At 76.5% G+C, this 22,770-nt stretch carries 20 protein-coding genes; 11 read left to right on the forward strand and 9 right to left on the reverse strand.

What is annotated here, in order from left to right:
• From RKE29_RS10700 to RKE29_RS10715, 4 genes are all read left to right on the forward strand, one after another.
• Positions 1–481: AIR synthase-related protein (locus tag RKE29_RS10700; RefSeq protein WP_312004913.1), on the forward strand; the 481-nt coding region annotated here is incomplete at its 5' end.
• Positions 482–647: 166 nt separating this feature from the next.
• Positions 648–1,529 (forward strand): carbon-nitrogen hydrolase family protein, encoded by an 882-nt coding sequence (locus RKE29_RS10705; RefSeq protein ID WP_312004914.1) that lies wholly within the window; start codon positions 648–650, stop codon positions 1,527–1,529.
• The gene (locus RKE29_RS10710) at positions 1,526–2,359 is read left to right on the forward strand and encodes a carbon-nitrogen hydrolase family protein (RefSeq protein ID WP_312004915.1); all 834 of its coding nucleotides are present in this window, start codon (positions 1,526–1,528) and stop codon (positions 2,357–2,359) included. The genes RKE29_RS10705 and RKE29_RS10710 overlap by 4 nt, the downstream gene beginning before the upstream one ends.
• Positions 2,356–3,495 (forward strand): MSMEG_0565 family glycosyltransferase, encoded by a 1,140-nt coding sequence (locus tag RKE29_RS10715; RefSeq protein ID WP_312004916.1) that lies wholly within the window; start codon positions 2,356–2,358, stop codon positions 3,493–3,495. Before RKE29_RS10710 ends, RKE29_RS10715 begins: the two co-directional genes overlap by 4 nt.
• Before the next feature lie 51 nt (positions 3,496–3,546).
• Here the strand turns inward: RKE29_RS10715 and RKE29_RS10720 are convergent, their stop codons facing one another.
• The 5 genes from RKE29_RS10720 to RKE29_RS10740 all read right to left on the reverse strand — a co-directional run bounded on the left by RKE29_RS10720 (position 3,547) and on the right by RKE29_RS10740 (position 10,947).
• Entirely contained in the window at positions 3,547–4,731 is a 1,185-nt protein-coding gene (locus RKE29_RS10720) for a GDSL-type esterase/lipase family protein (RefSeq protein WP_312004917.1), read from the reverse strand.
• Positions 4,732–4,873: 142 nt separating this feature from the next.
• Positions 4,874–6,013, reverse strand: coding sequence for a GTP-binding protein (locus RKE29_RS10725; RefSeq protein WP_312004918.1), 1,140 nt, complete (start codon positions 6,011–6,013; stop codon positions 4,874–4,876).
• A 102-nt stretch (positions 6,014–6,115) separates the two neighbouring features.
• Positions 6,116–8,119, reverse strand: a complete 2,004-nt coding sequence (locus RKE29_RS10730; protein ID WP_312004935.1) for an AAA family ATPase — start codon at positions 8,117–8,119, stop codon at positions 6,116–6,118.
• A gap of 283 nt (positions 8,120–8,402) precedes the next feature.
• Positions 8,403–9,044: a TetR family transcriptional regulator gene (locus RKE29_RS10735; protein ID WP_312004919.1), complete on the reverse strand. Its 642-nt coding sequence runs from the start codon at positions 9,042–9,044 to the stop codon at positions 8,403–8,405.
• 49 nt (positions 9,045–9,093) lie between these two features.
• Positions 9,094–10,947 (reverse strand): ABC transporter ATP-binding protein, encoded by a 1,854-nt coding sequence (locus tag RKE29_RS10740; protein ID WP_312004920.1) that lies wholly within the window; start codon positions 10,945–10,947, stop codon positions 9,094–9,096.
• A 176-nt stretch (positions 10,948–11,123) separates the two neighbouring features.
• Between RKE29_RS10740 and RKE29_RS10745 the strand changes: the two genes are divergently transcribed.
• Positions 11,124–11,594, forward strand: a complete 471-nt coding sequence (locus RKE29_RS10745) for a MarR family transcriptional regulator (protein WP_312004921.1) — start codon at positions 11,124–11,126, stop codon at positions 11,592–11,594.
• A gap of 74 nt (positions 11,595–11,668) precedes the next feature.
• Here RKE29_RS10745 and RKE29_RS10750 read toward each other — a convergent pair whose 3' ends face one another.
• A complete protein-coding gene (locus tag RKE29_RS10750; protein ID WP_312004922.1) occupies positions 11,669–12,124 on the reverse strand; it encodes a cytochrome c oxidase subunit 4 in 456 nt (151 codons plus the stop codon).
• Positions 12,121–13,764, reverse strand: a complete 1,644-nt coding sequence (gene ctaD / locus RKE29_RS10755; protein WP_312004923.1) for a cytochrome c oxidase subunit I — start codon at positions 13,762–13,764, stop codon at positions 12,121–12,123. Before ctaD ends, RKE29_RS10750 begins: the two co-directional genes overlap by 4 nt.
• 363 nt (positions 13,765–14,127) lie before the next feature.
• On the opposite strand from ctaD, the gene RKE29_RS10760 reads away from it, so the two are divergent.
• From RKE29_RS10760 to RKE29_RS10775, 4 genes are all read left to right on the forward strand, one after another.
• The gene (locus tag RKE29_RS10760) at positions 14,128–14,796 is read left to right on the forward strand and encodes a dienelactone hydrolase family protein (RefSeq protein WP_312004924.1); all 669 of its coding nucleotides are present in this window, start codon (positions 14,128–14,130) and stop codon (positions 14,794–14,796) included.
• Positions 14,797–14,881: 85 nt separating this feature from the next.
• Positions 14,882–15,535, forward strand: coding sequence for a phosphoribosyltransferase family protein (locus RKE29_RS10765; RefSeq protein ID WP_312004925.1), 654 nt, complete (start codon positions 14,882–14,884; stop codon positions 15,533–15,535).
• Positions 15,536–15,701: 166 nt separating this feature from the next.
• Complete coding sequence (locus tag RKE29_RS10770) at positions 15,702–16,085, forward strand: DUF2267 domain-containing protein (RefSeq protein WP_312004926.1); 384 nt, start codon at positions 15,702–15,704, stop codon at positions 16,083–16,085.
• Between the two features lie 185 nt (positions 16,086–16,270).
• Positions 16,271–16,780, forward strand: a complete 510-nt coding sequence (locus tag RKE29_RS10775; protein ID WP_312004927.1) for a hypothetical protein — start codon at positions 16,271–16,273, stop codon at positions 16,778–16,780.
• Positions 16,781–16,831: 51 nt separating this feature from the next.
• Here RKE29_RS10775 and RKE29_RS10780 read toward each other — a convergent pair whose 3' ends face one another.
• Both RKE29_RS10780 and RKE29_RS10785 read right to left on the reverse strand, forming a co-directional pair.
• Positions 16,832–17,857, reverse strand: coding sequence for a 6-phosphofructokinase (locus RKE29_RS10780; RefSeq protein WP_312004928.1), 1,026 nt, complete (start codon positions 17,855–17,857; stop codon positions 16,832–16,834).
• A 192-nt stretch (positions 17,858–18,049) separates the two neighbouring features.
• A complete protein-coding gene (locus RKE29_RS10785) occupies positions 18,050–18,796 on the reverse strand; it encodes a L,D-transpeptidase family protein (RefSeq protein ID WP_312004929.1) in 747 nt (248 codons plus the stop codon).
• Between the two features lie 242 nt (positions 18,797–19,038).
• Here RKE29_RS10785 and RKE29_RS10790 point away from each other — a divergent pair, with 242 nt between their 5' ends.
• Both RKE29_RS10790 and RKE29_RS10795 read left to right on the forward strand, forming a co-directional pair.
• Complete coding sequence (locus tag RKE29_RS10790) at positions 19,039–20,958, forward strand: ABC transporter ATP-binding protein (protein WP_312004930.1); 1,920 nt, start codon at positions 19,039–19,041, stop codon at positions 20,956–20,958.
• A complete protein-coding gene (locus RKE29_RS10795) occupies positions 20,955–22,736 on the forward strand; it encodes an ABC transporter ATP-binding protein (RefSeq protein WP_312004931.1) in 1,782 nt (593 codons plus the stop codon). Before RKE29_RS10790 ends, RKE29_RS10795 begins: the two co-directional genes overlap by 4 nt.
• Positions 22,737–22,770: the final 34 nt, after the last annotated feature.

A 22,770-nucleotide genomic window follows, 5' to 3' on the forward strand; every position in this document is an offset into this window, starting at 1 on the left:
GCCCGGGGGCGGCGGCAGGCCGGGGCACGCGGTCCGCCTCACCGCCGACGTGGCGGGCAGCTGGCGGCCGGGCTACCGGGGCCGCCAGTGGGACTCCACCAGCCGCCGCGGCGGGCCGCAGCTGCGGGCGATGCTCGCCGCGGTGCCCACGGCCCGGCCCGCCGCGGCCAAGGACGTGTCCATGGCGGGCGTCGCCGGCACCCTGGGCATGCTCGCCGAGGCCGGCGGCTGCCGCGCGGTGCTGGACGTGGCCGCCGTGCCGCGTCCGCCCGGCGCGTCGGTCGGCGACTGGCTGACCTGCTTTCCCGGCTTCGCGATGCTCACCGCCGACGCGCCGGGGGCGCCCGCGCCGCCCGCCGGCCCCGCGGTGAGCGCGGTGTGCGGGGAGCTGACGGCGGGCCGGGGCGTCGGCCTGCGCTGGCCCGACGGGGAGGTCACCGAGGCCGTCCCGGGCCCGGTGACCGGAATGGGCCCGGCGTGACCGGCGGACACCGGCCGGGCGCGGCTCCGCCGGGCACCGGACGGCCTGGCACCGGACCGCCTGGCACCGTACGGACCGGCGCCCGCCGCGCCCGCGCGCCCGGCGGCCCGCCCTTCGCCCGCGCGGCAGTCCGCCCGGGCACCCGAACGAGGAGTGTGACCGACCGATGAGCACCGTCCGCATGGCCGCCGTCGCCGCGGAGTTCGGCCGCGACCTCCAGGAGGACTTCGCCCGCGTCGAGCGGCTGGTCGCCGCGGCCCGCGCCGACGGCGTACGGCTGCTGGCGCTGCCCGAGGCGTGTCTGGGCGGCTACCTGCTCAGCCTCGACCGCGCCGCGGACGGGGCGGCAGAAGCCGCGGACCCGGGGCCGCCCGCGCTCGCGCTCGACGGGCCCGAGATCCGCCGGCTGGCGGCCCTCGCCCGCGAGATGACCGTGATCGCCGGTTACTGCGAGGCCGCCGACGGCCCCGGCGGGGCCGAGCGGCGCTACAACAGCGCGGTGTGCGTGACCGGCGACGGCGTGCTGGGCAACCACCGCAAGGTCCACCAGCCGCTGGGCGAGGACGCCAGCTACGCCTCGGGCGACGGCTTCCGCGCCTTCGACACGCCCGTGGGCCGGATCGGCATGATGATCTGCTACGACAAGGCGTTCCCGGAGTCCGCCCGGGCGCTGGCCCTGGACGGCGCCGAGATCGGGGTGTGCGTCTCCGCCTGGCCCGCGGCCCGCACGAACGCGGCGCCGGACCTGGCCGAGGACCGCTGGAAGCACCGCTTCGACCTGTTCGACCGGGCCCGGGCGCTGGAGAACCAGATGGTGTGGGTGTCGGCCAACCAGTCGGGCGCCTTCGGGTCGCTACGCTTCGTCGGCAGCGCCAAGGTCGTCGGCCCGGGCGGCGACGTCCTCGCCGAGACCGGGGTCGCGGCCGGCACCGCCGTCGCCGAACTCGACGTGGCGCAGGCCCTGGAGACCGCGCGCCGCGCCATGGGGCACCTGCGCGACCGGCGGCCCGACGCGTACACGTACCCCGCGGGAGCAGTCAGAGCATGAGCACGATCAGGATCGCGGCCGCGGCCGCGCACTTCGGCCGCGATCTGGAGTTCGGCCTGGGACGGGTGGCCAAGCTGATCGCCGACGCCCGCAGGGAGGGCGCCCGGCTGCTGGTGCTGCCGGACGCCGCCCTCGGCGGCTACCTCGCCGACCTGCGGCACCCCGACCCGGAGGCGCTGCCGCCCGCGCTGGAGCCGGACGACCCGCTGATCGGGAAGGTCGCGGCGCTCGCGGCCGAGATGGTGGTGTGCGTCGGCTACTGCGAGGACGGCGGCGCCGAGCGGTACAACGCCGCGGTGTGCGTCAGCGGCGACGGCGTCCTGGGCCGCCACCGCAAGGTGCACCTGCCCGCGGGCGAGACCGCCGCGTACGCGCCCGGCGACCGGTTCGACGCCTTCGACACGCCGGTGGGACGCGTGGGCATGCTCATCGACTACGACAAGACCTTCCCGGAGTCCGCCCGCAGCCTCGCCCTGGACGGGGCGCAGATCCTGGCGTGCCTGTCCGCCTGGCCGACCAGCATCACCAACCGGGCGCCGCGCATGGCGCAGGACCGCCAGGCCCGGCTGTTCGACCTGTACGACCAGGCGCGGGCCGCGGAGAACCAGGTCGTCCTCGCCTCCTCCAACCAGACCGGTGCGATGGGCGGCATGCGCTTCCTGGGGCAGGCCAAGGTGGTCGGCCCGGGCGGCGACATCCTGGCCCGTACCTGGTCCAAGGCGGGCCTGGCCGTCGCCGAGGTGGACGTCGCCGCCGAGATCGAACGCGCCCGGCGCGTGCTGCGCCACCTCGGCGAGCGCCGCCCGGCCGCCTACCGGGGGTCGGCGTGAGCCGGGGGCAGGACGGGGCGCAGCGCCTGTCGGTCGCCCTGCTCAGCTACTCCACCAAGCCGCGCGGCGGCGTCGTGCACACCCTCGCCCTGGCCGAGGCGCTGGCCGCGGCCGGGCAGGACGTCACCGTGTGGACGCTGGGCCGGGGCGGCGACGCGGGGTTCTTCCGCCCGGTGGACCCCGCGGTGCGGCAGCGCGTCGTGCCGTTTCCCGACGTGCCGGGCGAAACCACCGGCGCGCGCGTGCTGCGCTCGATCGCCGTCCTGCGCGACGCCTTCCACCGGCCGGACACGCCCGCCTACGACATCGTGCACGCCCAGGACTGCATCAGCGCCAACGCCGCGGGCCGGTGCGTGCGCACCGTCCACCACATCGACCACTTCACCACCCCGGAGCTGGCCGCCTGCCACGAGCGGGCGCTGACCGCGCCGTACGCGCACCTGTGCGTCTCCCGCGCGGTGGCCGCCGAACTCGCCGCCGGCTGGGGCATCGAGGCGCACGTCATCCCCAACGGCGTGGCCTACGAGCGGTTCGCCGCCGCCGCGCGGGACACGGCGGGGCAGCGGCGGTGGCGGGAGGGCCTGGGGCGGTACGTGCTCACCGTCGGCGGCATCGAGCCGCGCAAGGGTTCGCTGGACCTGCTGGAGGCGTTCGCGCTGCTGCGCGCGCGGATGCCCGGGCCCGCGGGGAGCCCGGCGGTGCGGCTGGTGGTCGCGGGCGGCGAGACGCTGTTCGACTACCGCGACTACCGGGCCCGCTGGGAGGCGCGCGCCGCCGAGCTGGGCGCCGAGCCGGTGGTGCTGGGCCCGGTGGCCGACGACGCGCTGCCCGCGCTGGTCGCCGCCGCCGGCGCGTTCGCCTTCCCGTCCGTCAAGGAGGGCTTCGGCCTGGCGGCGATGGAGGCCCTGGCGGCGGGCGTCCCCCTGGTCGTACGGGACCTGCCGGTGCTGCGCGAGGTCTTCGGCCCCGCCGCCGGCTTCGCCGCCACCCCGGCGGCGCTCGCCGACGGGCTGGCCCGGGCGCTGGCCGGGCCCGATCCCGCGCGGCGGGCGGCGGGCCGGGAGCTGGCCGCCCGGCACACCTGGCGGGCGGCCGCCGAGCGGCATGTGGCCTTCTACCGGACGCTGTCCGGCTGAGACCGGCCGCGCGCCGCCTTCGGCCGGGCGCGGGCAAGGGTCGCCGCGGGGTCAGGCGCCGCGGGCGGCGAAGGGGCCGCCGGCGGTGAAGACCAGCCGGGCGAAGCGTTCGCCGACGCGGCGGTGGGTGGCGGCGTCCGGGTGGAGCCGGTCGGGCAGCGGCAGTTCGGCGGCGTCGGCCTCGCCGTACAGGTCGCGGCCGTCGAGGTAGTGCAGGTTCGGGTCCTCGACGGCCCGCTGCCGCACGATCCGCGCCAGCTCCTCCCGGATGACGCGCAGGGTCAGCTTCCCGCTCGCCCGCTCCGCCGGGTCGCCCGCGGCGCGGAAGAGCAGCCGCCCGGCGCCGAGCGCGGCGAGGTCGGTGGCGGTGGGACCGGGCGTGTCCTCGTGCATGGGGCACAGCAGGGGCGAGACGACCAGCAGCGGCACGGCGGGGTGGCCCTCGCGGACGGTGTCGAGGAAGCCGTGGACGGCGGGGCCGAAGGCGCGCAGCCGCATCAGGTCGGTGTTGACCAGGTTGATGCCGATCTTGAGGCTGATCAGGTCGGCGGGGGTGTCGCGCAGGGCGCGGGCGGTGAACGGGTCGAGCAGGGCGCTGCCGCTCAGGCCGAGGTTGACCAGGTCCACGCCGCTGCGGAGCGCGGCGAGCGCGGGCCAGGTGGCGGTGGGGCCGGCGGCGCCGGAGCCGTGGCTGATGGAGCTGCCGTGGTGCAGCCACACGGCGCGGCCCGAGGCCGGCGCGGGCGCGACGGGGGCGTCGGTGCGCAGGGCGACGAGTTCGGTGGTCTCGTCGTGCGGGAGCCAGATCTCGACGTCCTTCTCGCCGCCGGGCAGGCCGGTGAAGCGCAGGGTGCCGGCCGGGCCGGGCCGCTTCTCCACGGTGCCGGCGGCCATGTCGATGGTCACGGTGTTGCCGCCGGGCACGGTGTCCCGGCCGGCCGGACGGCCGTCGACCAGCAGCTCGTACACGCCGTCCGGGCGGGGCGGGGTACCGGGGTAGACCCGCTTGGTGGGCAGCGTGTCCAGTTCGACGGCGGTGGCCCGGGTGCGGAAGACCAGCCGTACGCCGGAGGGCTGGGACTCGGCCATGGCGAGCTGCCCGTCGGCGCACTGCGCGCGGGCCCGCGCGGGCAGCCGGTGCGGCAGCAGGCCGTGCGCGGTGCGCTCCAGGTCGAGGGCGCCGCGCAGCAGGTCGGCGGTGATGGGCGTGGTGATCCAGTCGTGGGGGGTGTCCATGCCTCAGCCTGATGATCCCGTGGGCGAGTCGGATTCGGGTGCGCGCGGCGTGTGGTCGCCGGCCGGTGGGCTCGGGCCAGGGTACGGGCCGGTGCCGCGCGGCCGGACGGCCGTCCCGGCGCCGCACCGCGCCGGAGCGGCGTCAGTCCGCCGGCTCGGGCACGAGGTCGTCCGGGTCGAGGTCGTCGGCGTCCAGGTCGTCGGCGTCCAGGTCGTCGGGCGCGGCCCGCGGCCCGCCGTCCGCCGCGCCGCCCTCGTCCCGTACGAAGCGCAGCACGCCCAGCAGTTCCCGCGCGTCCACCGTCTCCGGCGCGGGTTCGGCGCAGGCCGCCAGGCGCCGGGTGAGGGCGTCGGCGTCCAGCCCGGTGCCGATGAGCACCAGGCGGGTGGTGTCCGGCTCGCCGGGGACGGGCGGGCGGGGCTGGAAGCGCAGGAACGAGCCGACGGCGTGCACCGCGAACGTCCGCGCGTCTCCGGCGAGGCGGACGAAGCCCTTGACCCGGTACAGGCCGTCGGGCCTGGTCTCGAAGAACTCCAGCAGCCGGCGCGGGTGCAGGGGCCGGTCGCTGTCGAACGCCAGGCTCTGGTAGGCGGCGTGCAGGTGGGCGCCGTGGTCGTGGCCGTCCTCCGGCGCGCACAGGTCGGCGAGGGACAGCTGGCGGTAGCGCGAGTCGCCGGGCGCGCGGCGGGGCCGGTCGAACAGGAAGTCCGGGTCGACGCGGCCGTGTCGGGCCGCCACCACCGGCGTGCCGGGGCTCAGCCGCCGGACGGTCTCCAGCACCTCCCGCAAGCCCGCCTCGGCCACGCGGTCGGCCTTGTTGACCACGACCACGTCGGCGGCGCGCAGGTGCCGGTCGAGCTCGGGGTGCCGCTCGCGGGTGGCGCGGAACTCCGCGGCGTCCACGACCTGCACCAGGCCGCCGTACAGGACGCGGGCGTCGGAGCTGGTGAGCAGCGTACGGATCATGCTGGGCGGCTCGGCCAGGCCGCTCGCCTCGACCACGACGACGTCGATGCGGGCGGCGGGGTCGGTGAGCCGCCGGAGCATCTCGTCCAGTTCGGAGGCGTCGGCGGCGCAGCACAGGCAGCCGTTCTCGATCGGGATCATCGCGTCGACCTGGCCGACGACCGTCAGGGCGTCGATGTTGACGCTGCCGAAGTCGTTGACGATGACGCCGATCCGGGTGTCGGTGCCGCCGCGCAGCAGGTGGTTGAGCAGCGTGGTCTTTCCGGAGCCGAGGAAGCCCGTGACGAGGACGACCGGAATCCGTGGGTGGGCCAAGGCTGTCGACTTCCCCGCTTCCCGTGCCGTCCCGTGTGTCCCGCGCCGCGCCGTGCGCGCCGGGCCTGCGGCGGAGCCGTCCCGGAGCCGCGGCTCGCGGGGTCATCGTACCCGGGCGGGCGCCAGGCCCTCGGGCAGGGGCAGGCGGTGGAGGATGTCGAGCCGGGACACCGCGCGGGTGAGGACGACGTACAGCCGGTGCGTGCCGCGGGGTTCGGCCGCGACGATGGCCGCGGGCTCGACCACCACGACGTGGTCGAACTCCAGGCCCTTGGCGAGCGCGGCGGGCAGCACCGTGACGCGGGCCGCCGGGTCGGCCTCGCCGGCGGCGGCGGTCGCGACGCCCGCCGCGGCGAGGGCGGCGCGGGCGCGTTCCGCGTCCGGTCCGGCGGCGATGACCGCGACGGAGCCCTCGTGTGCCAGCGCCGCCCGCACCGCCTCGACGGCGGCCGCGGCCGGCCGGTCCACGGCGCGGACCGTGAGGCGCCCGCCGCCGCGCAGCGAGCGCGCACAGGGCACGTCGACGCCGAGGGCGGGCAGCAGCCGGTTGGCGGCGGCCACGACGGCGCTCGGGACGCGGAAACCGGTGGTCAGCGGCACGACGGTGGCCTCGGGCGCGCCGAGGTGCGCCAACTGCTCACGCCAGTCGCGGGCCGCCCACGGGGTGGTGCCCTGGGCGAGGTCGCCCAGGACGGTCAGCGAGCCGAAGCCGGCGCGCCGGGCGATCGCCCGGCACTGCATCGGGGAGAGGTCCTGCGCCTCGTCCACCACGACGTGCCCGTAGCCCGGGAGCCGTTCGAGGAGTCCGGCCACCTCGTCCAGCAGCAGCAGGTCCGCCGCCGACCAGCGGGCGCCGCGGTACGACCGCGGAGGCCTGGGCCACAGCAGGGCCGCGCGCTCCCGGTCGGTCAGCAGGCCGTCGGCGGCGGCCTCCAGGGCCCGGGCGTCGCCGAGCAGGGAGGCGACGACCTCCTCGGGGCGCACGGCGGGCCACACGGCGTCCACGAACGCGGACACGGCCCGGGAGCGCTCCATGCGCCGCAGCCACTCCCGGGTGGGCGGTCCGGCCCGGCGCTCGGCCTGGCGCTGGACGAGGGCCACGGCCCGGGACCGCACGCGCTCGCGCCCGACCGCGTACGGCGGGGCCTCCGCGCGGACGCCGGCGACGACGTGCGCCAGGTCCTCCACGGGTACGCGCCAGCGGTAGGAGCCGTCGGGGACGGCGAGCGGCCCGTCCGGCGGCCGCACCCGGCCGTACAGGGCGCGGTGCAGGACCGCGGCCATGCGGGCGTCGTGCTTGACGGCCGCGGCGGCGTCGGTGTCGGCGCCGCGCACCGGGTGGCGGGCGATCTCGTCGTCCACCGTGCACTGCCGGACGCCCACCTCGCCGAGGGCGGGCAGCACCTCGGCGATGTAGCGCAGGAAGGCGGGGCCCGGGCCGAGGACGAGCAGGCCGCCGCCGCGCGCCATGCGCTCGGGGTGGGTGTACAGCAGGTACGCGGCCCGGTGCAGGCCGACGGCGGTCTTGCCGGTGCCGGGCGCGCCCTGCACGCAGATCGAGCGGTCCGGCCCGGCGCGGACGAGGTCGTCCTGCTCGGGCTGGATGGTGGCGGCGATGTCGCGCATCGGCCCGACCCGGGGGCGTTCGATCTCGCGGGTGAGGATGCGGCCGCGGCCCGCCCGCGGCGCCGGCTCGCCGTCGGCCAGGGGCTCGTCCTCCAGGCTGGTCAGGTCCCGGGAGTCGCCGCGGCTGAAGGGGGCCCAGCCGAAGCGGCGGCGGACGGCCACGCCCCGCGGGTCGCCCGGGCGGGCCTGGTAGAAGGCGCGGGAGACCGGGGCGCGCCAGTCGACCACCAGGGGCGGCGCGGCCGGGTGCTCGACGATGCGGCGGCGGCCGATGTGGTAGCGCTGGCCGCGGTGGTCGCCGGCGGCGGGCGCGTCGTCGAAGTCGAGGCGGCCGAAGAACAGCGGCGTGTCGGGCTCCTCGGCCAGCACCTTGGCGTTGGTGCGCAGGTAGCGGCCCAGGGCCTCGGCGCTCGCGCCGTCGCCGGAGACGTCCTCTCCGGCGGTGACCTGGCGGGCCGCGCCCCGGACCATGGCGGTCATCGCCGCGCGGCAGACGTCGTGGTAGGCGCGCTCGCGGGCGAGTTCGCCGCCGAGGCGGTCCGGGTCGCCGGGGTGCCGTGGCTGCTGCGTGTCGCGCGGGTGCTCGCGGATGTCCGGTCGGGCGTGGTCGGCTGCCGTCATGTGTGCTGTCCCTCGTGGCCGGCCGGTGGTGTTCCTCCCGGCCGCTCCCCTGCCGCGGCCGGCGGCCACCGGCACGGGCAGCATAATCGATACTCGGTAAAACTTGTAACCGAGTAACGGAATCCAGTCCGGTCGCGGACCCTCAGGCGTACGGCGCCAGGCCCGCCCGCAGCATCGCGAACGCCCGGTCGGCGGCGGCCACCGCGTCCGGGTGGACGTCGTCCGCCGCCGCGCCCGCCGCGATCCGCCGCCAGTTCTCCAGGGCCAGGACGCGCTGGGTGGCGACGACCTGGGCGGCGGCGAGCCGCGCCACCAGGTCGTCCGGGCCCGTCGGCCCGCCGCTCGCCGCCAGGGCCCGGGCCAGCGCCTCCTCGGACCTGCCGGTGTACGCGAACAGGCGGGCCACCAGGCTGGGCGTGCCGTACAGCAGCCGGTGGAAGGCGAGGACGTCCGGCTCGTCGTTCAGCCCGGTGACCGGGTCGCGCCGGTCGAGCCCGGCGACCAGGTGCCGGTGCAGCGCGTCCAGCGGCGACCGGCCCGGGGCCCGGCCCGCCACCACCCGGCCCGCCTCTGCCTCGTGGTCGGCGAGCCGGTGCAGCGCCAGGTCCTCCTTGGCCGGGAAGTAGCGGAACAGGGTGGGCTTGGACACCTCGGCCGCGGCCGCGACGTCGGCCACGGACACCCGGTCGAACCCGTGCTCCAGGAAGAGGGCGATCGCCGCCTCGGAGATCGTCCGGTACATCCGCTGCCGCTTGCGCTCCCGCAGGCCACTCTCGCCGCTCATGCCCGGCACGGTAGCCCGCCGCGCCGGCGGCGTGGCGCCGCGGGCCCGGTCACGCGACCGGGGCGGCCGAGAGCCGGGCGTCGCGCCGCACCAGCGCCGCGTACCGGCCGCCCTGCGCCATGAGCGTGTCGTGGGTGCCCTGCTCGGCCACGCGGCCGCCGTCGAGCACGACGATCTGGTCGGCGTCGCGCACGGTGGACAGCCGGTGGGCGATGGTGATGGTGGTGCGGCCCGCGGACAGGGCGTCGATGGCCCGCTGCACGGCCTGCTCGGTGCGGGTGTCCAGGGCGCTGGTCGCCTCGTCCAGGATGAGGATCGGCGGGTCGCGCAGGATCGTCCGGGCGATGGCCAGGCGCTGCTTCTCGCCGCCGGAGAAGCGGTAGCCGCGCTCGCCCACGAGCGTGTCGTAGCCGTCGGGCAGGGACGCGATGTGGTCGTGGATCTGGGCGGCGCGGGCCGCGGCCACCAGTTCCTCGTCGGTCGCGGCGGGCCGGGCGAAGCGCAGGTTCTCGGCGACGGAGGCGTGGAAGAGGTACGTCTCCTGGGCGACGACGCCGACCGCGCGGGCGAGGGTGTCGAAGTCCAGGTCCCGGACGTCGACCCCGTCGATCAGCACCCGCCCGCCGGTCACGTCGTACAGCCGGGGCACCAGGTAGCTCAGGGTGGTCTTGCCCGAACCGGTCGGCCCGACGACCGCCAGGCTGCCGCCGGCGGGCACGGTCAGGTCGATGCCGCGCAGCGTCGGCGCCGCGCTCTCGGCGGGCGCGCCGGGGGCGGGCCGCTCGTAGCCGAAGTCGACGGCCTCGAAGCGGACCTCGCCGCGCACCGTCTCCAGCCGCACCGGCCTGGCGGGCTCGGCGATGTCGACGGGCAGGTCGAGGTATTCGAAGATGCGCTGGAAGAGGGCGAGCGAGGCCTGCATCTGCACACCGGTGGACAGCAGGCTGACCGTGGGCCGGAACAGTCCCTGCTGGAGGGAGACGAAGGCGACGATCGTGCCGAGGGACACGGCGGCGCCGCCGGTGCGCAGCGCCATGCCGGCCGTCCAGTAGATGACGGCGGGCATGGCCGCCATGACGACGCCGATGGTGGACATCCGCCACCGCCCGGCCATGTTGGCGCGTACCTCCAGGCCGACCAGACGCTCCGACTGGGCGGAGAAGTCCCGGGTCAGCGAGTCCGACCGGCCCATGGTGCGGCCGAGCAGGATGCCGCTGACCGACAGCGACTCGGTGACCGTCGCGGCCATGGCCGCCATCTGCCTCTGGCGCTGGGCGGTGATCTTCTTGCGCTCGCGGCCGACCCGCCGGCTGATCCAGACGAACAGCGGCAGCAGGACCAGGGACACCGCGGTCAGCCGCCAGTCGAGGGCGAGCATGGCGACGACGGTGGCGACGACGCCGGTCAGGTTGGAGACCAGCGAGGTGGCGGTGGAGGTCACGGTGGCCTGCATGCCGCCGATGTCGTTGGCTATCCGGGACTGCACCTCGCCGGTGCGGGTGCGGGTGAAGAAGGCCAGCGGCATGCGCTGGAGCCGGTCGTAGACGGCGGTGCGCAGGTCGTGCATGACCCGCTGGCCGACGGTGGTGGAGATCAGCGTCTGGAGCACGCCGAAGACGCTGTTCACGACGGCGGCGGCGACCATGCCCAGGGCAAGCCAGGTCAGCAGCCCGGTGCGGCCCTCGGGGATGGCGCGGTCCAGGATCGCCCGCAGCAGGAACGGGGAGGCGACCGAGACCAGCGCGGAGGCCGCGACCAGCAGGCCGACGACGGCCAGGCGGCCGCGGTAGGGGGTGAACAGGCGCAGCACGCGGCGTACGTCGACGGGGCGTTCGGGATCGGACTTCGGGCTCAGCGGCGAGCGCGGGCCCTGGGGACTCCAGGTGTTCTCGTCGTGGTGCATGGGCTCCTTCCGGAGGCTGGTCGGCTGATCGGCCGTCCGCTCACCGCCGCGGGCGGCGGGCGGGACGGGGCGCGGCCCGGTGGCGCGGCCGGGTGCGGGCCGCCGGGCCGGGCGTTCAGAGCATAGGTCATTGTTACCTATATCCACAATGGACTGTGTCCTGATACGCTGCGATCATGTCCGTGCCCCCCGAGACGACCGATACGTCCGACGCGCCGGGCGCCTCCGGCCGCCTCGCCGAGCAGCTGCTGTGGCTGACCCGGCGGCTGCACCGCGCCCAGCGGCGGCACATGGAGCCGCTGGGGATCACCCCCGCCCAGTCCCGCCTGCTGCGCACGGTCGCCCACTACGACCAGCCGCCGCGCATGGCGGACCTCGCGCAGCGGCTGGAGGTCGTGCCGCGCGCGGTGACGACGCTGGTGGACGCGCTGGAGGCGCACGGCTCGGTGCGCCGGGCGCCCGACCCGGCCAACCGCCGGGTGGTCCGCGTGGAGCTGACGGACGCCGGGCGGTCGACGCTGCGCGCGCTGCGGGACGCGCGCCGGGCGGCAGCCGAGGACATCCTGGCCCCCCTGGACGGGCGGCAGCGCGACGTGCTCGGCGACCTGCTGGACCAGCTGTCCGCCTGCCCCGACCCGCACCGCTGACGCCGGGGGTGCGGGGACCCGTAGGGGCGTACGGACCGGACCGGGCGCTGGCGGCGTCGCGCCGGCGGCCGGGCTCAGCCCCGGCCGGGCGGCGCGGCCCGGCTCCCGGTCTCCGACGGGCCGTCGGGCTCACCAGCGCCGGGCGGCAGCCGGGCCGCGTACTGGAAGACGAGCCCGAGCACGCCCGCCGCGAGCACGCCGGCGCCGATGAGGAACAGCCACAGCCCGTAGACCACACCCCCGCCCGCCAGCGCGAAGCCCGCGGCGGTCACCACCGGCCACGGGCTGCTCGGCGGCATGAACTCCAGCGGCCCCGCGCCGTCGGCGACGTCCGCCCCGGGCCGGTCCTGCGGCCGCCGGCCCCGCTTGCGGTACTGCACGTGCAGGAAGAAGGCCACGAGCGCGGCCATGAGGAAGGCGACGACCAGGGCCGCGGTGCCCGCGGGGTCGCCGGACAGCGGGCCGTAGCAGCCCGCGGCCGCGCCGAAGAACGCGGCCACGCCGGTGAACAGGCGCGCCTCGGTCCTCACACCGGGCTCCGGCGTTCCTGGCCGTGCGCGGGGTGGTGCAGGTCGAAGGCGGGCGACTCGGAGCGGATGCGCGGCAGGGCGGTGAAGTTGTGCCGGGGCGGCGGGCAGGAGGTGGCCCACTCCAGCGAGCGGCCGAACCCCCACGGGTCGTCCACCTCGACCTTCTCGCCGTACCGGGCGGTCCGCCAGACGTTGTACAGGAACGGCAGGGTGGACAGGCCCAGCAGGAACGCGCCGATCGACGACACCGTGTTGAGCACCGTGAAGCCGTCCGAGGCCAGGTAGTCGGCGTAGCGGCGCGGCATGCCCGCCTCGCCGAGCCAGTGCTGCACCAGGAAGGTGGACTGGAACCCGGCGAACAGCGTCCAGAAGTGGATCCTGCCCAGCCGTTCGTCCAGCCGCCTGCCGGTGAACTTCGGCCACCAGAAGTAGAAGCCGCCGAACATGGCGAAGACCACCGTGCCGAACAGCACGTAGTGCAGGTGGGCCACGATGAAGTACGAGTCCGTGAGGTGGAAGTCCAGCGGCGGCGAGGCGATCAGCACGCCGCTCAGGCCGCCCAGCAGGAAGGTGACCAGGAAGCCGGTGGCCCACAGCATCGGCGTCTCGAACGACAGCGAGCCGCGCAGCATCGTGCCGGTCCAGTTGAAGAACTTGACCCCGGTCGGGACGGCGATGAGGAAGGACGCCAGCGAGAAGAACGGCAGCAGCACCGCGCCGGTGGCGAACATGTGGTGGGCCCACACCACGGCGGACAGCATGGTGATGGCGATGGTCGCCCCGACCAGGGTCACGTAGCCGAACAGCGGCTTGCGGCTGAAGACCGGCACGATCTCGCTGACCACGCCGAAGAACGGCAGGGCCACGATGTAGACCTCCGGGTGGCCGAAGAACCAGAACAGGTGCTGCCACAGGATCGCTCCGCCGTTGGCCGCGTCGAAGACGTGGGCGCCGAACTTCCGGTCGGCCTCCAGCGCCAGCAGCGCGGCGGTCAGCACCGGGAAGGCGGGCAGCACCAGGATCGAGGTGAACAGGATGTTCCAGGTGAAGATCGGCATCCGGAACATCGTCATGCCCGGCGCGCGCAGGCACAGGATGGTCGTGATGAAGTTGACCGCGCCCAGCGTGGTGCCCACCCCGGCCACCGCCAGGCCCATGGCCCACAGGTCGCCGCCCGCGCCCGGGCTGCGCACCTCGCCGTTCAGCGGGGCGTAGGCGAACCAGCCGAACGAGGCCGCGCCGCCCGGGGTGAGGAAACCGGCCAGCACCATCAGCCCGCCGAAGAGGAACATCCAGTACGACAGGGCGTTCAGCCGCGGGAAGGCGACGTCGGGCGCGCCGATCTGCAAGGGCATGATCGCGTTGGCGAAGCCGGCGAACATCGGCGTCGCGAAGAGCAGCATCATGACGGTGCCGTGGATGGTGAAGAGCTGGTTGTACTGGTGGGCGTCCACGACCTGTAGGCCGGGGCGGGCCAGCTCGGCCCGCATCAGCATCGCCAGCACGCCCGCGACCAGGAAGAAGCCGAAGGCGGTGACCATGTACAGGTTGCCGATCACCTTGTGGTCGGTCGTCGTCGTCCAGCGCACGACGGCGCGCCCGAGCCACCGGCGCGGTCGGGCCTGGGGGGTGTGCGGCACTGCCGTCGTCCTCTCGATGGCCAGGGGGCGGGCCAGTACCCGTGGCCGGGGGTGTCAAACGCCGCGTCACCCGGCCGGCCGCGCCCCGGTCGCCCGCACGGTTGCGCGGGCCGCCGCAGCGGCGGGGACGGGCCCGGGCGGGCCGCGGCCGCGGTCACCGGCGCGGCGGGCCGCGTGGGCATCCCGGGGGCGGCCGTCCCCGCGGCGGGTATCCCGGGCGTGGGTATCCCGGGCGTGGGTATCCCGGGCGTGGGTATCCCGGGCGTGGGTATCCCGGCGGCGGGTGTCCGCATAGGCCCGGGCCGGGCGGGTACCCACGGGCCGGGAGCCGGGCAGCCGTACCGGCAGGGCAGGAGGTGGCCCATGCGTTCCCAGACGGCCGGCGTGACCGTGCCCGCGGCCGGGGCGGCGCTCGCCGGAGACCTGGTGGTGCCCGAGGACCCGCGGGGCGTGGTGGCCTTCGCACACGGCAGCGGCAGCTCGCGGCGCAGCCCGCGCAACCGCGCGGTGGCCGGGGCGCTGCACCAGGCGGGCCTGGCCACCCTGCTGTTCGACCTGCTCACCGAGGACGAGGAGCGGGTGGACGCGGTCACCGCGGAGCACCGGTTCGACATCCCGCTGCTGGGCCGGCGGCTGGTGGCCGCGGTCGACTGGCTCGCCGGGCAGCCGGCCACCTCCCGGCTGCCGGTGGGCCTGTTCGGCGCCAGTACGGGCGCGGCGGCGGCGCTGGCGGCGGCGGCGCGGCGGCCGGACCTGGTGCGGGCGGTGGTCTCCCGCGGAGGCCGGCCGGACCTGGCCGGGGACGACCTGGAGCGGGTGCGCGTCCCGGTGCTGCTGGTGGTGGGCGGCGAGGACCACGAGGTCCTGCGGCTGAACGACGCGGCCGCCGCGCGGCTGGCCGGACCGCACTCGGTGTACGTCGTGCCGGGCGCGACCCACCTGTTCGCCGAGCCCGGGACCCTGGACCAGGCCGCCGCCGCGGCGCGCGAGTGGTTCACGCGGATGGCGGCGGCGAGCGCCCCGCCGCCGTGACGCCCGGCCGGGCGCCGGCGCCCGGCCGGGCGTCACGGGGGCGTCGCGGGAGCCGCGGCGGGAAGTGAGAGGAGCACGAGTGACCATGCTGTTCCACGATCGCAGGGACGCCGGGCAGCGGCTCGGCGAGCGGCTGCGCGAGGTGAAGGAGGCCGGCCGCCTGGGGTGTCCGGTGGTGCTCGCGCTGCCGCGCGGCGGCGCGCTGGTGGCGGACGAGGTCGCGCGGGCCCTGCACGCGCCGCTGGACGTGCTTCTCGCACGCAGGATCGGCGCCCCGTTCAACCCGGAGCTGGGCGTGGGCGCCCTGGCCGGCGAGGACCCGCCGCTGTACGACGAGCGGGCGCTGGCCCTGCTGGACCTGACCCCCGACCAGCTCTCGCCGGAGGTCGCCCGGGAGCGCAACGAACTGCACCGGCGCGAATACCTCTACCGGCGCGGCCGTCCGCCCTCGGACGTGCGCGACCGCGCGGTGGTCGTCGTCGACGACGGTCTGGCCACGGGCGTCACCGCGCGGGCCGCCCTGCGCACGCTGCGGCGGCGCCGGCCCGGGCGGATCGTGCTCGCCGTGCCGGTGTGCTCCCAGGAGGCCGCCACCGTGGTCGACCCGGAGGTGGACGAGGTGGTGTGCCTGCACCACCCGGAGGCCTTCCGCTCGGTCGGCGAGTGGTACGAGGACTTCCGCCAGGTGACCGACGAGGAGGTGATCGGCATCGTGCGCGGCGCGCTGGCCCCGCGCTGACGGACGTCCGCGCGGGCCGGGCGCCGGCGCCGCGGCCGGCACCGCGCCGTCCCGTCACCTGAAGCCCTGCGACCGACCGGACCGATCTGACCGACTGGCATCCGCAACCCGACGAACAACACGCCCGACGAAGAACACGCCGACGAAGAACACGGGAGGGAACCCCATGTCGTACGGAGACTTCCTGGCCGCGGTGCGCGACCGCGGCGGGTACGACCCGGACGAGGCCCAGCGCGTCACCGAGGCGGTGATCACCACCCTGGGCGAGCGGCTGGCCCCCGAACCGGCCGGACACCTGGCCGACCAGCTGCCCGCCCCGCTGGCCGAGAAGATCAACGACGCGGAGGCGGCGCCGCACACCTGGGGCGTGCGGGAGTTCGTCTCCCGGGTCGCGGACGCCACCGGCGCCGACGAGCAGGCGGCCGAGGGGCACGCGCGGGCGGTGCTCAGCACCCTGGCCGACCAGGTGACCGGCGGCGAGACGAACAAGCTGATCAGTCAGCTGCCGTCCGCCTACGCCGAGTTGTTCGGCCATCCGGAACTGGCCTGACGCCACCGGCGGCTCTTCCCCGGCCGGCCCGGGCCCCGGGGGCCGTCCGGCCCCGGGCCCCGGGCTGCTTGGACTCTGCGTTCCGGGGCACCCGGCGGGCTGTACTGAGGGTGACACGGCGACCACAGCCCACCGATCGCAGGCCGTCGACTCGGGAGACCGGGACCGGAACAGGGAGACAGATCATGTCACGTGCGCACAGCGCCCGCCGCACCGCCACCACCGCCGCCGCACTGCTGACCATGGCCGTGGCCGCCCCCGCCGCAGGCGCCACGGTCGGCGCGCCGGGCCGTCCGGCGGGCCGCGACGACGCGCCGTCGGGGGTCCGGGGCGGAAGCACCGGGTCGGCGGCCGACCGGGTCGCCGACTTCTTCGGCGCCTACCTCGACGCGCTGCACGACTCCGGGCGCGGCCGGCTCGCCCAGGACCTGCGCCGCCACTACCTGACGGCCGGTTTCCGCCACCGGCTGGTGGTCTGGGAACGCGACCACGGGGGCGTCGACGGCGTGCTGCGCACCCGCCAGGTGCCCACGAGCTGGGAGGTCGCCTACGAGGACAGCGCCATGGGACGCGTGTGGACCCGGGTCCGGCTGTCCTCGGGCGAGCCCGGCCACCCCGTCCACACCTACCTGTCCGTACGGTCGGACCTGGCCACCCGGCTGATCTCCGACATCCGGCCGGCCGGCCAGGCGTAGCCGACCGCCGCGGGGCCCGGCCCGGTGTGGGGGCGTGCGGGGTCTGGGCGCTCAGCCGAAGAAGACCCCGAACTCCTGGTAGAGGGCCGGGTCGACCTTCTTGGTCGTCGCCGTCGCCTCGGCGAGCGGCACCCGTACGATCCGGGTGCCGCGCAGCGCCGTCATGACGCCGAAGTCGCCGTCGTGGACCGCGGCGGCGGCGTGCAGGCCGAACCGGGTGGCCAGCCAGCGGTCGTACGCGCTGGGGGTACCGCCGCGCTGCACGTGCCCGAGCACCGTCGTACGGGCGGAGTGGCCGGTGCGGGCCGCGATCTGCCGGGCCAGCCACTCGCCGATGCCGGACAGGCGCACGTGCCCGAACTCGTCCACGGACTCGTCCTTGAGCACCATCTGACCGGCCTTGGGCGTCGCGCCCTCGGCCACCACCACGATCGGCGCGTAGTTGATCCGGAAACGGCTCTCCGCCCAGGCGCAGACCTGGTCGAGGTCGAACTCGATCTCGGGGATGAGGATCGCGTTGGCGCCGCCCGCCACGCCCGCGTGCAGGGCGATCCAGCCGGAGTGCCGGCCCATGACCTCCACGACGAGGGTGCGCATGTGGGACTCGGCGGTGGTGTGCAGCCGGTCGACGGCCTCGGTGGCGATGTTGACGGCGGTGTCGAAGCCGAAGGTGTAGTCGGTGCCCGCGACGTCGTTGTCGATGGTCTTGGGCACGCCCACCACCCGGATGCCCTGCTCCGCGAGGGCGGCGGCCACGCCCAGCGTGTCCTCGCCGCCGATCACCACCAGGGCGTCGACCTTGTTGTCCGCGAGGGTGCGCCGGACACGGTCGAGGCCGTCCTCGGTCTTGAGGGGGTTGGTGCGGGAGGAGCCCAGGATGGTGCCGCCGCGCGGCAGGATGCCGCGCACCGCGGGCACGTCCAGCGGGACCGTCCGGTTCTGGAGCACGCCGCGCCAGCCGTCCTTGAACCCGGCGAAGACCCAGTCGTACTCCTGCGCGCCCTTGCGCACCACGCTGCGGATCACCGCGTTCAGGCCGGGGCAGTCGCCGCCGCCGGTGAGTACGCCCACCCGCATGCCCTTCCCCTTCCGCTCGCCGGGCCCGGCCCGTTCCGCGGCCCGCGCCGACGGCGGCCGTCGTCTCGCCGGCGCGCGGGGGCCGAAGTCCAGGGTGGACCCGTGCCGCCGGCGGCGCACGTCGGCGCGGCCGGCCCGGAGCGGCCGGCGCCGACGCGGGAGGGCACCGGCGCGTGAGGCCGCCGGGCGGGGTCAGGCGGCCAGGGCGGCCCGGTCCCCCATGACGATCACCGGGTGCCGGGCCGGATCGAGGGCACGCAGCAGGTAGGCCATGCCCGACGCGGGCAGGCTCACGCAGCCGGAGGTGCCGCCGCGGTGGTCCACGTGCAGCCAGATGCCGCCGCCCTTGCGCCGGCCCGCGGGCCGGGTCGGGTCGAGCGGGGAGGTGCCGCGGACGCGGTTGTAGTCGATGGCCACGACGTAGTCGAAGTCGTGCCAGTGGCTGCGGGACCAGGTGCGCGGCGCGGCGAACGCCGCGCTCGGGGTGTACGGCAGCCGGGAGCCGGGGTCGGGCAGCACCCCGCCCGCGTCGCTGAGCGTGAACACTCCCACGGGGCTGCGCAGGTCGCCCTCGTGGTGGTCGGCCGTCCAGCCGCGCCGGCCGTTGTGCGCCGGCCAGCGGTGCTCCGCGTGCCACCGACCGCCCCGCCGGGTGTAGAACACGACGGTCGAGCCGGCGGCATCGGCGTCCTCCCCGTAGACGGCCACCACCTGCCGCGACGCCGCGGGGATCCGGGAGCGCAGGCGGCTGCCCACGCCCGGCGGCGCGCCCGGGCCGGACGCGGGTGCGGAGGCGTGCGCCGGGCGGCGGACCTGCGACGCGCCCGCGCCGTGGGTGCGGTGGGCGCCGCCGCAGGCGGTCAGGAGCGCCAGGGCGGCGGCGAGGGCGGCGGCGGCCGGGACGGCCGCCCGCGGGAGCGTCGTGCGGCGGGCGGGCATGCGCCCCATCGTCCCACCCGAGGGCGCGCGGCGTGCGGACGCGCGGCGTGTCCCGCCGGGCCGGGCCGTAAAACCGGTTGATTCACCGGTGCCCGCAGGGTGAACTTTTCACGGCCTGCGCCGACCACCGCAGTCCGTTCTCTCCTGCTCCAGCCCCCTTTCCCTGCCACCCCCTTGTCTCCGGACGCCGCCGCCTCCGGACGCCTCCGTTCGCTCCGTCAGCCTCCTGACCCTGGGACGTCATGCAGATCAGTGATCTTCCGTTCGCCGACCCCGGCCGGCCCGACACCCGATCGGGCCTCCGCTTTCTGCTGTGGCTGGGCAGACGGCAGTGGAGCTGGCAGGCCGCGGCGGGGCTGTGGGGACTGGTCCAGATGGGCGCCCTGGTGTCCCTTCCGGTCGCCATCGGCATGGGCGTACAGGCCGTCGTGGACCGCTCCGACGGGCGGCTGGCACTGGCCGGCGGCCTGATGGCGGCGCTCACCGTCTTCACCGCGCTCGGCGAGACCATGACGCACCGCGCGTCGGTCGCCAACTGGGTCATGACCGCCGCGCGCGTGCAGCAGCTCCTGGCGCGCCAGGCGGCCCGCCTCGGCGCGGCGCTGCCCGGCCGGGTGCCCAAGGGAGAGCTGGCGACCGTGGCCACCAGCGACGTGGACACGATCAGCCACTTCGCCGAGGCGCTGCCGCGGTTCACGGCCGCGGCGGTCACCACCCTGGCCACCTGCGTGGCCCTGGTCGTCTACCAGCCCGCGCTCGGCGTGGTGGTGGCGGCCGGAGTGCCCGCCCTGGCCCTGGGCGTCCTGCCGCTGATGCCGCGGGCCGCCCGGCGGGCCGAGGCGCAGCGGGAGAAGGCGGGGCGCGCCACCGAACTCGCCTCGGACACCGTGGCCGGCCTGCGGGTGCTGCGCGGCATCGGCGGCGAGGAGCTGTTCCTGGCCCGCTACCGCACGGCGTCCCAGGAGGTGCGGGCCGCCGCGGTGCGCGGCGCGCGCACGTGGGCGTCGATCGCGGCCCTACAGGTCGCGCTGCCGGGCCTGCTGCTCATCGGCGTGGTCTGGTACGGCGGGGTGCTCGCCCGGGAGGGCCGCATCGAGGTGGGCGAACTGGTCACCGTCTACAGCGCGATCACCTTCCTGCTGATGCCCTTGCAGCACTTCGAGCAGATCGCCTCGGCCTACTCCTTCGCCCAGCCCTCGGCCCAGCGCGTGGCGCGCGTGCTCTCCCTCGGCCACCCCACGGCGGAACCCGACGGCGGCACCGCGGACGGCGAGCGGCTCGGCGGCGACCTGCACGACCCGCTGACCGGCCTGGTCGCGCCCGCCGGGCGACTGACCGCGGTGGTGTGCGGCGACCCGGACGCGGCCGGACGGCTGGCCGAGCGGCTCGGCGGGCACGTGACGACGGGCGGCGCGGCCGCCGGGGAGGCCGGCGCCGCACCCTCGCCGCTGCTGGGCGGGGTGGCCCTGGACGACGTGCCGCTGGCCGCGGCGCGCGCCGCCGTGCTCGTGCAGGACAAGGACCCGGTGCTGCTGTCGGGCACCCTCACGGACCTGTTCGACATCCCCCGCTCCGGCGCCGTGACGGTGGCCGAGGCCCTGGAGGCGGCGCAGTGCGGCGACGTGCTGGAGGCGCTGGCACGGGCGTCGGCGGACGACGGGGCCGCGGCGGATCCGCTGCGGGCCCGGATCACCGAGCGCGGCCGGTCGCTGTCCGGAGGCCAGCGGCAGCGGCTGGCGCTGGCCCGCTCGCTGCTGGCCGACCCCGGGGTGCTGGTGCTGGACGAGCCCACGTCCGCGGTCGACTCGTACACCGAGGCGCGGATCGCCGACGGCCTGCGCGGCCTGCGGGCGGGGCGGACGACGGTGGTCTTCACGGCCAGCCCGCTGCTGCTCGACCGCGCCGACCGGGTGGTGTTCGTACACGAGGGCAGCGTGGCGGCGGCCGGAACGCACCGCACGCTGCTGCGCGCCGAACCGGCGTACCGGGCGACCGTCAGCCGCGAGACCGACCCGGCGCAGCGGTGGCCGGCCGGCCGCGCGGACGCGGCCGGCCACGGCGGTGGGCCGCCGGGCGCCGGTTCCGGGGCCGCGGCCGGCCGGGCCGGGGCGGGGAAGCGGACCGCCGGACAGACCGGACAGCAGATCGAGGAGTCGGCATGATCGGCGTCCCGCCCCCGTCCTACGACCCGGCCGCGCCGGAGTCGGTCACCACCCTGCCCGTCGCCACGCCCGCGACCGTGCGCGGCTACGTGCGCGAGCTGCTGCGGCGGCACTGGCCGGCCTTCGCCGTGCTGATCGCGGTGAACGCGGGCGCCGTCGTCGCGTCGATGGCCGGTCCCGGCCTGCTCGGCGAGCTGGTCGACCGCCTGGCGCGGGGCGAGGACGACCTGCACATCGGGCGGACGGTGGCACTGTTCGCCGTGGCGCTGGCCGCGCAGGCCGGGCTCGTACGGCTGCTGCGGCTGCGCGGCGCCATGCTGGGCGAGCGGATGCTGGCCGACCTGCGGGAGGACTTCCTGGTGCGGTCCGTGCGGCTGCCGCCCGGCGTGCTGGAGCGGGCCGGATCCGGCGACCTGCTGTCGCGGATCACCACGGACGTCGACCGGCTGGCCGAGGCGATGCGCGAGGCCGTGCCGGAGATGACGATCGCCGTGGTGTGGACCGCGATGCTGATCGCGGCGCTCGTCGTCACCGCCCCGCCGCTCGGGCTCGCCGTGCTGGTCGCCCTGCCGGTGCTCGTCCCCGCGTGCCTGTGGTACTTCCGCCGGGCGCCGGGCGCCTACCGGGCGGAGGCCGCCGGCTACGCGGCGGTGGGCGCGTCGATCACCGAGTCCGTCGACGCGGCGCGGACCGTGGAGGCACACCGGCTGGGCGCACGGCGCACGGCCCTGACCGAGCGGCGCGTCCGGGACTGGACCGCCTGGGAGCGGTACACCCTCTGGCTGCGCACCGTGCTGTTCCCCGCGATCAACGCGTCCTTCACCCTCATCACCGGCTCCGCGCTGGTGATCGGCGGGTACTTCGTGATCCACGGCTGGATGACTGTGGGCGAGCTGACCACCGGCGTGCTGCTGGCCCAGATGCTGGTGGAGCCGGTCGGCCTGATCCTGACCTGGTACGACGAGCTCCAGTCGGCCCAGGTGTCGCTGGCCCGGCTGGTCGGCGTCCGGGAGATCGAGCTGGAGGCGGCGGACGGCCGGGTATCGCCCGACGGGCGGGAGCTGCGGGCGGACGAGGTGCGGTTCGCCTACGGGGCCGGAGGCGACGTGCTGCACGAGGTGTCCCTGCGGGTCCGGCCGGGCACCCGGCTGGCGCTGGTCGGACCGTCCGGCGCCGGCAAGTCCACGCTCGGCCGACTGCTGGCCGGCATCTACCCGCCCCGCACGGGCCGGGTGACGCTGGGCGGGGCGGAGCTGGCGCGGATGCCGACGGAGGCGGTGCGGGAGCACATCGCGCTGGTCAACCAGGAGCACCACGTCTTCGTGGGCTCGCTGCGCGACAACCTGCTGCTGGCCCGGCCGTCCGCCGCCGACACCGACCTGTGGGCGGCGCTCGCCGCGGTGCACGCGGACGGCTGGGCGCGGGCTCTGGGGGACGGCCTGGACACGGAGGTGGGCTCGGGCGGGCTGGCGCTGACCCCGGCTCAGGCCCAGCAGGTGGCGCTGGCCCGGCTGGTCCTGGCCGACCCGCACGCGCTGGTCCTGGACGAGGCCACCTCGCTGCTGGACCCGCGGGCGGCCCGGCACCTGGAGCGGTCCCTGGCCCGGCTGCTTGAGGGGCGGACCGTGGTGGCCATCGCGCACCGGCTGCACACCGCGCACGACGCCGACCTGATCGCGGTCGTGGAGGACGGGCGGGTCAGCGAGCTGGGCAGTCACGACGAGCTGGTGGCGGCGGGCGGGGCGTACGCCGCGCTGTGGCGCTCCTGGCATCAGTAGGCCCGGCGGGCAGCGGCCGGGTGCCCGCCGCCCG

Source organism: Streptomyces sp. B1866, assembly GCF_031932565.1.
GTDB lineage: Bacteria > Actinomycetota > Actinomycetes > Streptomycetales > Streptomycetaceae > Streptomyces.

Bases quoted from the DNA above. Each gene is read 5' to 3' on its own strand.
- RKE29_RS10720 (WP_312004917.1), bottom strand. From the start codon at position 4,731: ATGGACACCCCCCACGACTGGATCACCACGCCCATCACCGCCGACCTG.
- RKE29_RS10710 (WP_312004915.1), top strand. From the start codon at position 1,526: ATGAGCACGATCAGGATCGCGGCCGCGGCCGCGCACTTCGGCCGCGAT.
- RKE29_RS10730 (WP_312004935.1), bottom strand. From the start codon at position 8,119: ATGACCGCCATGGTCCGGGGCGCGGCCCGCCAGGTCACCGCCGGAGAG.
- RKE29_RS10765 (WP_312004925.1), top strand. From the start codon at position 14,882: ATGCTGTTCCACGATCGCAGGGACGCCGGGCAGCGGCTCGGCGAGCGG.
- RKE29_RS10795 (WP_312004931.1), top strand. From the start codon at position 20,955: ATGATCGGCGTCCCGCCCCCGTCCTACGACCCGGCCGCGCCGGAGTCG.
- RKE29_RS10760 (WP_312004924.1), top strand. From the start codon at position 14,128: ATGCGTTCCCAGACGGCCGGCGTGACCGTGCCCGCGGCCGGGGCGGCG.
- RKE29_RS10780 (WP_312004928.1), bottom strand. From the start codon at position 17,857: ATGCGGGTGGGCGTACTCACCGGCGGCGGCGACTGCCCCGGCCTGAAC.
- RKE29_RS10785 (WP_312004929.1), bottom strand. From the start codon at position 18,796: ATGCCCGCCCGCCGCACGACGCTCCCGCGGGCGGCCGTCCCGGCCGCC.
- RKE29_RS10740 (WP_312004920.1), bottom strand. From the start codon at position 10,947: ATGCACCACGACGAGAACACCTGGAGTCCCCAGGGCCCGCGCTCGCCG.
- RKE29_RS10790 (WP_312004930.1), top strand. From the start codon at position 19,039: ATGCAGATCAGTGATCTTCCGTTCGCCGACCCCGGCCGGCCCGACACC.
- RKE29_RS10770 (WP_312004926.1), top strand. From the start codon at position 15,702: ATGTCGTACGGAGACTTCCTGGCCGCGGTGCGCGACCGCGGCGGGTAC.
- RKE29_RS10735 (WP_312004919.1), bottom strand. From the start codon at position 9,044: ATGAGCGGCGAGAGTGGCCTGCGGGAGCGCAAGCGGCAGCGGATGTAC.
- RKE29_RS10775 (WP_312004927.1), top strand. From the start codon at position 16,271: ATGTCACGTGCGCACAGCGCCCGCCGCACCGCCACCACCGCCGCCGCA.
- RKE29_RS10705 (WP_312004914.1), top strand. From the start codon at position 648: ATGAGCACCGTCCGCATGGCCGCCGTCGCCGCGGAGTTCGGCCGCGAC.
- RKE29_RS10745 (WP_312004921.1), top strand. From the start codon at position 11,124: ATGTCCGTGCCCCCCGAGACGACCGATACGTCCGACGCGCCGGGCGCC.